This window comes from Pedobacter ginsengiterrae (genome assembly GCF_039537385.1).
In the GTDB taxonomy this organism is placed as follows: domain Bacteria; phylum Bacteroidota; class Bacteroidia; order Sphingobacteriales; family Sphingobacteriaceae; genus Pedobacter; species Pedobacter ginsengiterrae.
On record NZ_BAABAK010000010.1, the window covers coordinates 56,432 to 69,714 of the forward strand.

At 34.1% G+C, this 13,283-nt stretch carries 14 protein-coding genes; 5 read left to right on the top strand and 9 right to left on the bottom strand.

Annotated features, from left to right (window positions below):
- Nucleotides 1-45: 45 nt before the first annotated feature.
- From ABD692_RS09735 to ABD692_RS09750, 4 genes are all read left to right on the top strand, one after another.
- Complete coding sequence (locus ABD692_RS09735) at nucleotides 46-237, top strand: cold-shock protein (RefSeq protein WP_121952386.1); 192 nt, start codon at nucleotides 46-48, stop codon at nucleotides 235-237.
- Nucleotides 238-498: 261 nt separating this feature from the next.
- Complete coding sequence (locus ABD692_RS09740) at nucleotides 499-1,179, top strand: succinate dehydrogenase cytochrome b subunit (protein WP_316755775.1); 681 nt, start codon at nucleotides 499-501, stop codon at nucleotides 1,177-1,179.
- A 19-nt stretch (nucleotides 1,180-1,198) separates the two neighbouring features.
- The gene (locus ABD692_RS09745) at nucleotides 1,199-3,178 is read left to right on the top strand and encodes a fumarate reductase/succinate dehydrogenase flavoprotein subunit (protein WP_316755777.1); all 1,980 of its coding nucleotides are present in this window, start codon (nucleotides 1,199-1,201) and stop codon (nucleotides 3,176-3,178) included.
- A gap of 88 nt (nucleotides 3,179-3,266) precedes the next feature.
- Nucleotides 3,267-4,037, top strand: coding sequence for a succinate dehydrogenase/fumarate reductase iron-sulfur subunit (locus ABD692_RS09750; RefSeq protein WP_316755779.1), 771 nt, complete (start codon nucleotides 3,267-3,269; stop codon nucleotides 4,035-4,037).
- Between the two features lie 406 nt (nucleotides 4,038-4,443).
- Here ABD692_RS09750 and ABD692_RS09755 read toward each other — a convergent pair whose 3' ends face one another.
- The 7 genes from ABD692_RS09755 to ABD692_RS09785 all read right to left on the bottom strand — a co-directional run bounded on the left by ABD692_RS09755 (nucleotide 4,444) and on the right by ABD692_RS09785 (nucleotide 10,730).
- Nucleotides 4,444-4,836 (bottom strand): energy transducer TonB, encoded by a 393-nt coding sequence (locus ABD692_RS09755; RefSeq protein ID WP_344766620.1) that lies wholly within the window; start codon nucleotides 4,834-4,836, stop codon nucleotides 4,444-4,446.
- A 133-nt stretch (nucleotides 4,837-4,969) separates the two neighbouring features.
- Nucleotides 4,970-5,641, bottom strand: coding sequence for a TonB-dependent receptor plug domain-containing protein (locus ABD692_RS09760; protein ID WP_344766622.1), 672 nt, complete (start codon nucleotides 5,639-5,641; stop codon nucleotides 4,970-4,972).
- A 10-nt stretch (nucleotides 5,642-5,651) separates the two neighbouring features.
- Nucleotides 5,652-7,655 carry a TonB family protein gene (locus ABD692_RS09765; RefSeq protein ID WP_344766624.1) on the bottom strand — a complete coding sequence of 668 codons (2,004 nt, stop codon included), beginning with the start codon at nucleotides 7,653-7,655 and terminating at the stop codon, nucleotides 5,652-5,654.
- Nucleotides 7,652-8,029: a BlaI/MecI/CopY family transcriptional regulator gene (locus ABD692_RS09770; protein ID WP_316755789.1), complete on the bottom strand. Its 378-nt coding sequence runs from the start codon at nucleotides 8,027-8,029 to the stop codon at nucleotides 7,652-7,654. The genes ABD692_RS09765 and ABD692_RS09770 overlap by 4 nt, the downstream gene beginning before the upstream one ends.
- Nucleotides 8,030-8,137: 108 nt before the next feature.
- Complete coding sequence (locus ABD692_RS09775; protein ID WP_316755791.1) at nucleotides 8,138-8,779, bottom strand: response regulator; 642 nt, start codon at nucleotides 8,777-8,779, stop codon at nucleotides 8,138-8,140.
- A 2-nt stretch (nucleotides 8,780-8,781) separates the two neighbouring features.
- Nucleotides 8,782-9,573, bottom strand: a complete 792-nt coding sequence (locus ABD692_RS09780; RefSeq protein WP_344766627.1) for a sensor histidine kinase — start codon at nucleotides 9,571-9,573, stop codon at nucleotides 8,782-8,784.
- 671 nt (nucleotides 9,574-10,244) lie between these two features.
- Complete coding sequence (locus ABD692_RS09785; RefSeq protein WP_316755797.1) at nucleotides 10,245-10,730, bottom strand: hypothetical protein; 486 nt, start codon at nucleotides 10,728-10,730, stop codon at nucleotides 10,245-10,247.
- Between the two features lie 143 nt (nucleotides 10,731-10,873).
- Between ABD692_RS09785 and ABD692_RS09790 the strand changes: the two genes are divergently transcribed.
- Nucleotides 10,874-11,527 carry a hypothetical protein gene (locus tag ABD692_RS09790; RefSeq protein WP_344766629.1) on the top strand — a complete coding sequence of 218 codons (654 nt, stop codon included), beginning with the start codon at nucleotides 10,874-10,876 and terminating at the stop codon, nucleotides 11,525-11,527.
- Between the two features lie 159 nt (nucleotides 11,528-11,686).
- On the opposite strand, the gene ABD692_RS09795 is transcribed toward ABD692_RS09790, so the two are convergent.
- Together ABD692_RS09795 and ABD692_RS09800 are read right to left on the bottom strand one after the other, a co-directional pair.
- Nucleotides 11,687-12,364 (bottom strand): NAD-dependent epimerase/dehydratase family protein, encoded by a 678-nt coding sequence (locus tag ABD692_RS09795; RefSeq protein ID WP_344766631.1) that lies wholly within the window; start codon nucleotides 12,362-12,364, stop codon nucleotides 11,687-11,689.
- Nucleotides 12,365-12,397: 33 nt separating this feature from the next.
- A complete protein-coding gene (locus ABD692_RS09800) occupies nucleotides 12,398-13,150 on the bottom strand; it encodes a peptidase associated/transthyretin-like domain-containing protein (RefSeq protein WP_344766633.1) in 753 nt (250 codons plus the stop codon).
- Between the last annotated feature and the right edge of the window lie 133 nt (nucleotides 13,151-13,283).

Sequence of the window (13,283 nt, forward strand, 5' to 3'; positions counted from 1 at the left end):
ATAGGTATTTAACGCTACCTTTGAAACAAATTAAAATACAATATAATGCAACAAGGAACAGTAAAATTTTTTAATGAAACTAAAGGTTTCGGATTTATCACTCCATCTAATGGCGATGCCGAAATTTTTGTTCATGCTTCAGGCCTAATCGATAACATTCGCGAGAATGATTCTGTAACCTACGACGTAGAAGAAGGAAGAAAAGGCTTAAACGCGGTAAATGTAAAAGTAGCTTAAGAAAACTCGAACACATAAATCGTAAAAAGTCCTGATGCAAATCGGGACTTTTTTTTTGCTTAATTTTTTTGCTTCTCGATATCCTAAGCAATGGATCACTTGAATAATACCTCAAATCATCAGCAAATCCTTTCAATTTATTTCGATTAAGCTTTAGAATGTTTCTAAATAAATGATTTATCGCTGTTTTGTCATAATCGTTTATAAATTAAACTCATAATTAAATACTTTTGCAAGAAATTAGATATAAATCTTAATCAAATGAGTGGTTTTGGAAATGCTCTTTCTTCATCAATAGGAAAGAAATTCATTATGGGTATTACAGGTTTGTTCCTGATATCCTTTTTAATAGTACACTGCGGTATCAACGCTTTAATTTTTATCAACGATGGTGGTTTAACCTTTAATGTTGGTGCGCATTTTATGGCCACCAACTGGATCATCAGAGCGGGTGAAATTGTTTTGTTCATCGGTTTGTTAGCGCATATTTTTCAAGCGTTAAGATTAACCTTGCAAAATCAAAAAGCTAGACCAGTTAAATACGCAGTTAACGATGGTAAGGCAAACAGTAAATGGTATAGCCGCTCAATGGGCTTATTAGGAACTTTATTGCTGATTTTTCTTGTGGTTCACCTTAAAGATTTTTGGGTAGTTTCTCGTTTTACGGGGATTCCGACGGTTGATGCTAATGGCCACGAAGATTTATATGCAGTAATGAGAGAAAAATTTCAAGATCCTGTACGTGTTGCAGTTTACATCTTGGCAATGATCTCTTTATGCTATCACTTGTTGCACGGTTTTGCTTCAGCTTTCCAAACAATGGGATGGAACCATTCTAAGTACAACGGTATAATTAAAGGTGCAGGTATTTGGTATTCGATTATCATTTCAATCCTGTTTGCAGCAATGCCGATTGCAGTTCATTTCGGTTTAATTCAATAATTTTTAGCACAAAAGAGATATGTCAGATATTAATTCAAATATTCCAGAAGGAGAATTAACAACCAAATGGACAAAATATAAGTCTTCTGTGCCTTTGGTTAATCCATCGAACAAAAGAACTATTGAAGTAATTATTGTAGGTTCAGGTTTAGCAGGCGCTTCGGCAGCAGCTACTTTAGCCGAAATGGGTTACAAAGTAAAATGTTTTTGTTTCCAGGATTCTCCACGTAGAGCGCACTCAATCGCTGCTCAAGGTGGTATCAATGCAGCAAAAAACTATCAAAATGATGGCGATAGCACTTATCGTTTATTCTATGATACAATTAAAGGTGGTGATTACCGTGCTCGCGAGGCCAATGTGCATCGCTTAGCTGAGGTAAGTGCTAACATTATAGATCAATGTGTGGCCCAAGGTGTTCCTTTGGCCCGCGAATACGGTGGCTTGTTAGATAACCGTTCTTTCGGTGGTACACAAGTTCAACGTACTTTTTACGCTGCGGGTCAAACTGGTCAGCAGTTATTATTAGGTGCATATTCTGCTTTAGAACGCCAGATTGGTATGGGTAAAGTAGAGATGTTTACCCGTCATGAAATGCTTGAGGTTGTAAAAATCGATGGTAAAGCACGTGGTATCATTGCCCGTAACTTAATTACAGGTGAAATTGAGCGTCACTTCGGTCATGCGGTTGTTTTAGGAACAGGTGGTTACGGAAACGTATTTTATCTTTCTACTAATGCAATGGGTAGTAACGTAACTGCAGCTTGGAAAGCACACAAACAGGGTGCTTATTTTGCCAATCCTTGCTACACTCAAATTCACCCAACCTGTATTCCTGTTTCTGGCGATCACCAATCTAAGTTAACCCTGATGTCTGAGTCGTTACGTAACGATGGACGTATCTGGGTTCCGAAAAAGAAAGATGATAATCGTAAAGCCTCAGAAATTCCTGAAGATGAAAGAGATTATTATTTAGAGCGCCGTTATCCTGCTTTCGGTAACCTTGTTCCTCGTGATGTGGCTTCGAGAGCAGCCAAAGAACGTTGCGATGCGGGTTATGGCGTAGGTGCTTCTAAACTAGCAGTATACTTAGATTTTAAAGCAAATACAGAACGTTACGGTAAAATAGAAGCTTCTAAAGCAGGTATTCATAATCCTGATAAAGAAACTTGTATGCGTTTAGGTACCGATGTAATTAAGGAAAAATATGGTAACCTGTTCGATATGTACGCACAGATTACAGGTGAAAATCCTTACGAAACGCCAATGCGTATTTACCCAGCAGTTCACTATACAATGGGCGGACTTTGGGTTGACTATAACTTGATGACCAGCGTGGAAGGTTTATACTGTACTGGCGAGGCTAACTTCTCCGATCACGGTGCTAACCGTTTAGGTGCATCTGCTTTAATGCAAGGTTTGGCCGATGGTTATTTCGTTCTTCCTTACACTATTGGTGCTTATTTATCTAAAGAAATATCTGTAAAAGCAATTTCAACAGATCATCCTGCATTTGTAGAGGCCGAAGAAAAAGCTAAGGGTATCTTGAATACTTTAATCAATATTAAAGGAACAAAATCTGTAGATCATTTTCACAAACGTTTAGGCCACATCATGTGGGAGAAATGCGGTATGGCTCGTAACGAAAAAGGTTTGAACGAAGCAATCGCAGAAATCAGAGCTTTGCGTACAGAGTTCTGGAGTAATGTTCGTGTACCTGGTTCGGCTGATGAATTGAACACTGAATTAGAGAAAGCGGGTCGTGTGGCCGATTTTATTGAACTGGGCGAGTTAATGTGTATCGATGCTTTAAACCGTAACGAAAGTTGTGGCGGTCACTTCCGTGAAGAATATCAAACTGAAGAAGGTGAAGCATTACGTGATGATGAAAACTATGCGTACGTTGCAGCCTGGGAATTTAAAGAAGGTGTAAACTTCGAACTTCATAAAGAAGAATTGAAGTTTGAAAATATTAAAGTAGCACAAAGAAGTTATAAATAGTATTAAGTAACTAGTATCAGGTATCAAGACTTGAATTAATTAATCTTGATACCTGATACTTAATACTTGATTCTTAAATCTCAATATCATGAGTACAGGAAATATGAACTTAACGCTAAAAGTTTGGCGTCAAAAAAATAACAATACCAAAGGTGCTTTGGTTGATTATAAATTATCTGATATTTCACCAGATATGTCTTTCTTGGAGATGTTCGATGTGTTAAACGAAGATCTGATTAACAAAGGCGATGAACCTGTTGTATTTGATCACGACTGCCGCGAGGGTATCTGCGGTATGTGTTCAATGTTTATCAATGGTCGTCCTCACGGTCCGAAAGATTTAGTTACGACTTGTCAGTTGCACATGCGTTCTTTCAAAGATGGTGATACCATTGTTGTTGAACCATGGAGAGCGGCTGCATTTCCAGTAGTTAAAGATTTAACGGTAGATAGATCTGCATTTGATAGAGTTATTGCAGCTGGAGGCTTTATTTCGGTAAATACAGGTAACGCTCAAGATGCGAACAACCTTCCTATCCCTAAAATTCAGGCAGATGCAGCTTTCGAAGCAGCAGCTTGTATTGGTTGTGGTGCTTGTGTTGCTACTTGTAAAAATGCATCAGCAATGCTTTTCGTATCAGCTAAGATATCGCAATTGGCATTATTGCCTCAAGGCCAGCCAGAGCGTTATCGTCGTGTACAAAGCATGGTAGCGCAAATGGATGCAGAAGGTTTTGGTAACTGTACAAATACTGGCGCTTGCGAGGCTGAATGCCCTAAAGGAATTTCTTTAGAAAACATTGCTCGTATGAATCGTGATTTTGCTTCTGCAAAATTCATTTCTGAAGAAACAATTTAAGATATACTGTGCATTCCAAAGAAATTTGGAATCTTGAGCCTCAAACCTAGTTTGGGGCTTTTTTATTTATGGTATAATTAGTTATCATCCATAATAAGTGAATCTTTTACATTTAATAAAAGAGGCAATAAATAACACTTTTATTTCGTTTCAAAGGTAATTGGTGATTTTCAGAAGATATTCGGAAGTATAACTGGAGAAATCGAAACCTTTAAAAACAAATTATAATTTGCAAAATTTGTATTTTTCCTATGTATGCATATTATTTTTTGCATATTTGAAAATATTATTCTGTAAAATTTGCATATACATTAAAGATTTTATAAATTTATTGTTCCGAGACAGGAGAGAAAACATAAAACCCCGGCAATTTGTCGGGGCTTTGTGTTTTCTGAAGGTTTCTTTTTTAAACCTGAGTGAAATTTACCGCAATGTTATATTTCACCCTTACTGGTTTTCCTTTAATTGTTCCTGCATTCCATTTTGGCGATTCTTTTAGAACCCTTACAGCCTCATCGTTGGTTTCTTTGGTTAAACCTTTAACTACTTCAACATCTGTTAATTTGCCAGTTTGCTCTACAATAAAAGATAAAAATACTTTTCCTTGGGTTTTGTTCTTTTTTGCAGCTTCAGGAAATTTTATGCTTTTTCCTAAATATTCATAAAAGCTTTTCATCCCTCCAGGATAATCTGGAACTTTATCGACACTTACAAAGTCATAAACTTTTTGAGCTTTGCTCTCCATGTTGGTTAACATCATCATGATGGCTAACGCTGGTAAAATGATTAATTTCTTCATTGTTTTTTGTTTTAAATTTTAAAATATTATTGGTTCATGTTAAAAAAAATAGGCAAATAGAATCCCTCTCTCTTCATTTTTGAATCAGAGATTAATAAACTTTAATAAATTTTAAATTAATAAAAACTACTATTTAGTTCTTATCTGTAGCTTTTTCTGATAATTTAGGTACAGGCTTAGTGGTTATAATAACGACTCCGTTCAGAGCTTGTGAGCCGTAAAGTTTCATTTCATCACCTTTCTTTAAAATCGTGACTGACGCAATGGTGTTAGGATTTAAAAGGTTAATAGAGGCTTTTTCAACTTTATCACCGTTTAACACATAAACAGGTTCATTAGAAGTGTCAATAGAATGGTTTAGTCCTCGAAAAATTATGGGCGATTGGCTGTAGGATTTTATAGAATCTGTTTCGATTTTAATTCTTGGCGTCAAACTAGTATTCCTGAAAGTACTTATACTTTTTTCTAAATTCAGAGATTTAAGTTTCTGCTCTAGATCTAAATTACTTGTATTGTTTTTTCCCGTCTTGGTTGTAATTAAAACCGCACCACCTGTGGCTTCAACTCCATATAGTTTAATGGCGTCATCACTTTTTAAAACTTTAACAGCTTCAATATTTTCTACTTTTAAACTGCTTTTACTCAAATCGGTAAAAAAGCCTTGTCTTATTCCATCAATCGTGTAGATTGGGTTTTTCTTAGCTGCATTTATTTTAAATAATTTATTAGCCGAACTATCACTTTGAGCATAAACATTAGCAAGTGTGCAAACTAAAAATGCAGATAAAATCAATAGTTTTTTCATAATAAATTATTTAAAATCTTGGTCTTGTAAATTGATTATTCGATTTGTCAACGGTAAGTTCCGCATCATTAAGCTTTCTAAAAGCAGAATTCTTTACCGTTTTAGATGTTATTAAAATAACTCCATTCAATCCTTTATTTCCATATAAAGCAGTAGCATTTCCATCTTTTAGAATGGATATGGATTCTATAGTTTCTGGTTTGATAAATTTTAAAGCATCCTGATCTTGAGTTACGCCATCTAAAACAACTAAAGGACTTGTAGCGCTGTTAAAGTTTTTAATACCAGAGAGAGAGATTTTATTGTTACTGGATAATGTTGATATAGATGTTTGGGCAGTGCTTGTAGTGCTCAATTTCGTTTCAGCATTATCTAGGGTAAAATTAACCGCAATATGGTACTTAACTCTAACAGGATCTCCATTTTGGATGCCTGGGTTCCATTTTGGGCTGCCTTTAATCACTCTTAAAGCTTCTTCATCTAAACCGCTGCCCAATCCACGAATAACCTGAACATCATTAAGTTGTCCATCTTTTTCAACCGTAAAACTTAAAAATATTTTCCCTTGAACATTGTTATTCTGCGCAGTTACTGGGTATTTTATGCTTTTTCCAAGATATTCATAAAACTTTTTCATTCCTCCAGGAAAGTCAGGAACTTTTTCAATGCTTACAAAATCGTAAACTTTTTCATGTTCATCTGATATTGCTGATGTAGGAGCGAAGCCAGTTACCGTAAGTTGAGATAATTTTTTATAGCCTCTTGGGTTTGCTGAAAATTCATTTTTAATTTCCGAATCTGCTCCAGAAAGCCTGAAAGCAACGTTTAATAAGTATTTTCCGTTTTCAACTTCTTTAAATCCTTTATAAGATAAAATGGATTTCATTACCTCTTCATCGCAACCGCGGCCTAAATCTTCGTTGGTGCTTAAATCACTTACTTTACCATTTTTTAAAGTAAATTTTATTGCTGCATTTCCCTGCAATGAATTTTCTTGTGCATCTTTAGGGTACAATATATTTTTACCTAAAAATTTGTAGAAATCTTTCCAGTTTGGTTCAATAGATACATTTTGAACTAAAACCGAATCTTTCGCCTCAGTAAATTCCATAGGTTTGGTAACCATTTCTTCAACCAAAGCTATTGGCTTTTCTAAAGGAATCTGCTCAGAAAAAACTAACAGTTTTTTATTTTTCCGAATGGTTGCCGAAGAGAATACAATAAAGATTGCAAAGAGCGGAATCGAAATGCCATATTTTATTACAGCTGCTTTTTTTGAGCGCTCTTTGTGCAGCATATAAATTCTCTTCTTAATTAAAGACTTCTCGAAGAAATTACTAGTTAAAGCGTTCGGACTAATACCAAAAGATTTGCTTAGAATTAATAAAGCATACTCTGCTTTATCACCTTGAAAATCTGCAGCATGCTCATCGGCCAAAAATTCGTGAATATTTTTAATTGCTTTTTTGTATAAATAGATAATTGGGTTAAGCCAGGTAATAATTCCAATTACTTCAAAAAACAGAATATCTAAAGTATGCCATTGTTTAATGTGCGCTTCTTCATGTATATCGATTACATCGCGCTGCGGCAATTCTAAGTCTATAACCTTTTTATTGAAAAACGAAAAGGCAGACCCATCTTTTGCCATTCTAATTAGTTTGTTTACCGCGAGCAGATTATAAATTAATCTACCCAGAAAAAACAAAATCCCAGCGCAGTAAATATAAACGATTAAGTTTCCCCATTTAAATCCTTCCTGTGCTTCGGTAACAATTGTGGCTTGTTGCAAAACAGCATCCCATTTAACGGTGGTATAAACTTGTTGTGCAGCTTTTTGTTCAGTAAGCCACTCTAACCTAATAAATGGAATTACAAGCGATAAAAAGCCAGCACTTACCAAATAAATACGGTTTAACGTGAAGTAGGTCTCCTTATCTAAAAGCAATTTATAAAAACCATAAAAAACAATCAGATATAAGTTTACCTGCAGAAGGTAATGGGCGAAACTCATCTTGGTCTGTGTTTAATTTTATTAATCATTTTTAAAATTTCATCCACATCGCTTAAGTCTAGTTTCTCTTCTTTTACAAAAAATGAGAACATGCTTTCTACCGAATTTTCGAAGTAATTGCCCAATAGCTTTTCTGTTGCATGGCGCTTATATTCTTCCTTACTAATTAGGGGATGATATTGATGTGCTTTACCGAATGCTTCATGGCCAATAAATCCTTTCGTTTCAAGAATTCTGATAATGGTTGATACAGTATTGTAAGCTGGTTTTGGAAGAGGCAACTCGTCAATTACCTCTTTTACGAATGCTTTTTCCAGTTGCCATAAAACCTGCATTATTTGTTCTTCGGCTTTGGTTAAATCTTTAATATCCATTTTACTTTTGATTATAGGAATAGACGCAATGCGTCCCTGATATTAAAGTTAAAACTAATTATTTAGTTTAACAAATTTTTTAACAAATCTTTTAAATTTATCTGGAGGTTAGATTTTTATTAAATTATGCTTAATTCCATATACAACAAGGCCTGTTCTGGTTTTAATGTTAAGCTTGGCGAATAACGATTCACGATAATTATCCACGGTTCTTGGGCTGATATTCATTAAATCTGCAATTTCTCTGTAAGTAAGTTCGGTACTACAGTATTGCAAAAACGTAAGTTCTTTTTCTGTTATTAGGGGTTTTGGATCATCTTGTTTTAATGAAAACAACAACCTGCCCGATACCATATCGTTTATAAAGAAACCTTTCTCAATGGTGGTTCTGATCGCGGTAACTAAATCGGAAGGGGTAGATTCTTTGAGCATATAGCCACCAGCTCCTGCTTTGAGCATGCCAATGATGGCTTTTTCATCTTCAAACATGCTTAATGCTAAAACATTAACTGTGGGATGTTCTTTTTTGACATACTTTGTTGCTGCATAACCATCCATTAAAGGCATATTAATATCCATTAAAATAAGTTGAACATCTGGATTTAGCTTTACATGTTTCTGCATATCGATGCCGTTTGTAGCTTGAAAAACTACATTTATTTCTTCAAATTCGGATAATAAATTGGCTAAACCCGAACGGAAAAGCGTATGGTCATCTACAATGCCAATGGATAGTGATTTTGGTAGCATAATTAAGGGTATGGTATTTCGATAAAAATTGAAGTGCCTTTTTCTATGGCCGAATTTACATCAATTTTTCCCTTAATCATTTCTATTCTCTTCTGAATTGATGCAAGCCCCATTCCGGTTTTCTTGTTTTTAGCTTCATTATAATCAAAGCCGACACCGTTTTCTTTTACAGTTAAAAGTAAAGTATCATTTTTTAAACAGGTATCAATTTGTATAGATGTTGCTTGGGCATGTTTAATAATGTTATTAATTATTTCTTGTAATAACCTAAGTATAATTAAATCTTTGTCAGGCGATGAAACCTTAACATCGAGTAAATCGTTATTAATACTTAACTCATAGCCACCAACTCTTTTTAGCCAGTTAATTTCCTGTTCAATGGCATTGCCAATGCCCGATTCTACAATTTGTTCGCCATGTAAAATTTTGGCTAGTTCTCTAATTTCTTTAATTGATTTATTTACCAAGGAAAGCGAGTTATTAACTTTTTCGGTTGCTTTTTCGTTTTCGGAAACGTTAATGGAGTTTAAAGTGAGTGTGGTTAAGCTTAGTAATTGTCCGATATTATCATGAAGTTCGGTAGCTATGGTTTGCATCGTTTGTTCCTGTACTTCGATATGCGTTTTTAATATTTCGGCCTCAAATTTTTGCTGCATATTTTGCTTCTCCACAATATGGTTTTTTTTGTGGCGATTGTAAGAACGGATATACATCAGTAAAAATAATGGCATCAAAAGAAACACTAATGACGCCAGTATTACTAAAGAGATAACTTGCGTTGGCGGGCTCTGCATATAAAAGAATAAGACCAAAAACCATATAAAAAAATGTTAATGGTTGTGTATATAAAAAATCTCAATGTATATTTTCCATAAAGCGTTATTCTAAAATAGTCATCGAAAAAATTAGCAAGTGTACTGCCGAAATAAAATATTAAAACTCCACCTACCCACCAAAAAGCGGGATGAAATTTTAAATTTACATAAGCCTCATCCTTCAATAATAAGTAAAAGTAAAGTAGGGCATATATTATAAAAAACACAGACATCATGCTAATCATTAGATTGTTGTATACCCTAATGCCATTTACAAAAGTATAGATTGAAAAAACACTTAAAATTAGAACGAATGTTGCTATGATCAATTTTTGTATTTTTATATAATCTTTTAAAAAATAATGGAGTCCATATAAAATAAAAGCAGCTTCAAATAGGCTATAGATGTTGTAAATCCATATATTATTATGATATGTGTGGGCCCAATACTTGCCTAATAACTCCGTAGAAGGCACCAAAACCATATATGCTATTGTAATTTTCCAAAACCTGGATTTATCTTTAGATAAGAAAAAAACAGCAAAAACTAGACAAATTGATTCTATTGTTGAATTTGTTGAGAACAAACTTATTATTCCAAGTCCATTCATTTTAATAATTGGTAACTATTCTTCATTTACTAATTATATTTACATTAATATACTATTAATGTCGCAATCATTTGGGCACAAATCACCTCTGTTTTCAGGGTCAGTAGGATCAGGCGTTGTACCGCCATATTTTTTCAACGAATCTTTATGATGATGATGCCCGTGTGATACTTTTTCTATAAAATAATCAGTTCTTGGTTTGCCATCAATAACTTTTGTGACAACGAAAAGTAAAGTGTTCATATCAACATATCTATCTGATATTTTATCTCCGTATTCCAATTTATTAATCGAATCAATAATCTCCTGTGTGTATCTTCCAAAATAAACGCGAATACCATCTCCCTCAAATTTTGCCAGCTTTTCTGCTAATTGTTTGATTTGTTGAGCGGGAAACCAGGCAGCCTCAGTAAAAGTACCTTTGTCTGCTTTTTGACTTTCTCTAAAAGCAGCAGTCATCTTTTTTGCAATATCAACTGGAATGGTATTATCTTTTCCATCCTTTCCGCGAGGAGTTTGTATCATAGTTTTGTTGAGTGTTTAGTATTTATAAAAATGGTTATAAATACGCAATTTACCAACCGCAAAATCCCCCTTTCTAATACCGTAAAAACACCCTGTTAAAAAGGGTGTTTACTGCCATAAATTATTTAAACATCCTTGTAGATTTGAATCGAGAAGAGTGGTTGCAAATGGTTTCTGTGCGGTTTGGTAGTTTGAGTTTAGATGGGATCATTAAAAGACTATTGAAAATCAAATTAATCCCGATGATAATCATTAAAGAAATAAACTTTAGCTACCATAAAAACGAAATTTTAAAACTTCGTAAAACGGTGTGGGAGCAAAACAATTTCCACTCAGCTCAGCAAGGTTTTTTAACTCGCTTTTGCGATCAGCACGATGATTACGCTTTTCATTGGGCAGCCTTTGATAAAAATGATAATATCATCGCATCAGCACGACTCTCGAAACACAATAATCTTAAATGTCTGTCAGGACATCAACTAAACAATGATGTTGAGTTGGCAGAAATAAGTTTTCCTATTGCTTTTTTAAGCAAATTGGTTATTCATAAATCATTTATCGGACAGGGGCTAGCCGCACGGTTTGATAAACAAAGAATGTTTAAAGCTGAGCAATTAGAATGTAATTCAGTTTGTATAATTACATACGGACAAAGAACAAAGAAAATTATGGATGATGGTTTTGAAGCTTTTCATGCCCCAGCGTTAACTAGTGTGTTCAAAACAAAAACAGAAAATAAACAACAATTGCCTTTGGCTTTTTACTACAAAGGAATTACTACAGCAGAAACGGTTTAATGTTTCTGACTATAAAATATTAACTGCTCTAAATTACGTTGATATCTGGGTAACAGCAGAATCGATTCTCTCAAATTTTTAGTTATAGTTAGGATTATGAAAAACAATCCCAAAAAGAGGCCTGCCGCAAAACGGAGGCCTTTTTTGTTTATTTAGCTTTTAAGCTGGTTCGGTAGCCAAAGCAATTATATCTTTTCCTTCTAAAACTCTTCGCTCGTTATTATGGCTCAGGGTATTAATCATGGCATCGCCTAATTCTGTCATAGTACAAAAGCCATTAGGAGAAATTGCCCTTCCAATCGGAAACATCCAGTTTATATATTTATAAAATTTATGCGCATATCTCTGCTCTTTTATGGGCTTAATAAAACCAGGTCTGAAATTAAAAACCTGCTCAAATGGTAGCTTCATTAAATCGTTTTCGGTTTTGCCCTTAACTTTTTGCCACTTTAAACGACCATCTGCATTAGTGCCACCGCCAGAAACATAGCAAAAAGTCATATCCTTATTTAATTTACTTAGTGTTTCTGCAATATGCATAGTTAAGGTATAAGTCATTTTGTAATAAGTATCGTCATCGGCACCAACCGATGTAATACCTAAACAGAAAAAACAAGCATTATAACCTGATAATTCTGCTTCAATAGGAGCAAAATTGAAGAAATCGAGGTGAATAATCTCTTTAAGTTTAGGGTGAGTATAGCCACAAGGTTTTCGATTAATTACCAATACCGAATCAATTTCAGTACTGTTCAGGCATCTTATTAAAACACCTTCACCAACCATTCCTGTTGTTCCCGTAATAATTACATTATTCTGATTTCTGGATTTTCCCATGATTAAACTGTATGTCTAGATTAACTGCTAAAGTTAATCTTTGTTTGATTTAATAAATTCTGCGTAACTTTTTTTTACATATATCAATAACTGATAGTCGTTCATTTTTTTTACTTCAATTGCTGATGGCTTATATTTTTGAATGAAACTTTGCAAAGAATCGCCTTCGAGTTTAGTAATTGAAGCAATTTTTTCCGCATTAAAACGATTATTAATATAGTTCATTTCCTCGTCCTTAAGCTGTACCTTTTGTAACTTGGAAATAGATGATCTACCTTTTGTAAGCAAACCAATTGTTTTTAAAATATCGAAGCTTACAATAGAAGAGGTCGAATTTGAAACCAGATTAGAGCCGACAGTTGGGTAACGCCATCCCTTCTCTACAAGAATATTTTTAATTGTAGGTGCTTTATAGGCAAAAACGTTTGCATAATCTTTTCTCATTTTTAGCGAATCGGAAAGGTAATCGCGTTTAGATAAAATGAGTACATCATTTAAATTTATTGCAGAAGATTTGAGATAGATTGTAAGATCTTTAAAAGTATAATTTAAGTTAAGCTCATAATCCTCATAACCTAGCTTTTTTAACCGCACAATTTCTAAGGATAAACTTTTTTGAAATGAAAACTTTCCATCTACTGAAGTAATAACGGTATGCGTGCCATAGCTTACAATTACATTTTCTAGAGGTAATTTCGATGCATAATCTAGTATTTGTCCGTTAATTTTTTGAGCAAAAATTTTATTCGAGAATATGATTAGTGAAAGTATAAATAGGAATCTCATGTTTTGATTAGCTTATAGCTAAAATAGAAGATAATTGCTTGATGATTAAAAGTTTAACAGAACTTAACGTTCCTGATATTTTCTTAAAAAAAAAGGTTCCAGTTTGCACTGGAACCTTTTAGAATAACATCAG

Bases quoted from the DNA above. Each gene is read 5' to 3' on its own strand.
- ABD692_RS09765 (WP_344766624.1), bottom strand. From the start codon at position 7,655: ATGAGTTTCGCCCATTACCTTCTGCAGGTAAACTTATATCTGATTGTT.
- ABD692_RS09795 (WP_344766631.1), bottom strand. From the start codon at position 12,364: ATGGGAAAATCCAGAAATCAGAATAATGTAATTATTACGGGAACAACA.
- ABD692_RS09780 (WP_344766627.1), bottom strand. From the start codon at position 9,573: ATGCAGAGCCCGCCAACGCAAGTTATCTCTTTAGTAATACTGGCGTCA.
- ABD692_RS09785 (WP_316755797.1), bottom strand. From the start codon at position 10,730: ATGATACAAACTCCTCGCGGAAAGGATGGAAAAGATAATACCATTCCA.
- ABD692_RS09735 (WP_121952386.1), top strand. From the start codon at position 46: ATGCAACAAGGAACAGTAAAATTTTTTAATGAAACTAAAGGTTTCGGA.
- ABD692_RS09740 (WP_316755775.1), top strand. From the start codon at position 499: ATGAGTGGTTTTGGAAATGCTCTTTCTTCATCAATAGGAAAGAAATTC.
- ABD692_RS09750 (WP_316755779.1), top strand. From the start codon at position 3,267: ATGAGTACAGGAAATATGAACTTAACGCTAAAAGTTTGGCGTCAAAAA.
- ABD692_RS09775 (WP_316755791.1), bottom strand. From the start codon at position 8,779: ATGCTACCAAAATCACTATCCATTGGCATTGTAGATGACCATACGCTT.
- ABD692_RS09800 (WP_344766633.1), bottom strand. From the start codon at position 13,150: ATGAGATTCCTATTTATACTTTCACTAATCATATTCTCGAATAAAATT.
- ABD692_RS09755 (WP_344766620.1), bottom strand. From the start codon at position 4,836: ATGAAGAAATTAATCATTTTACCAGCGTTAGCCATCATGATGATGTTA.
- ABD692_RS09745 (WP_316755777.1), top strand. From the start codon at position 1,199: ATGTCAGATATTAATTCAAATATTCCAGAAGGAGAATTAACAACCAAA.
- ABD692_RS09770 (WP_316755789.1), bottom strand. From the start codon at position 8,029: ATGGATATTAAAGATTTAACCAAAGCCGAAGAACAAATAATGCAGGTT.
- ABD692_RS09760 (WP_344766622.1), bottom strand. From the start codon at position 5,641: ATGAAAAAACTATTGATTTTATCTGCATTTTTAGTTTGCACACTTGCT.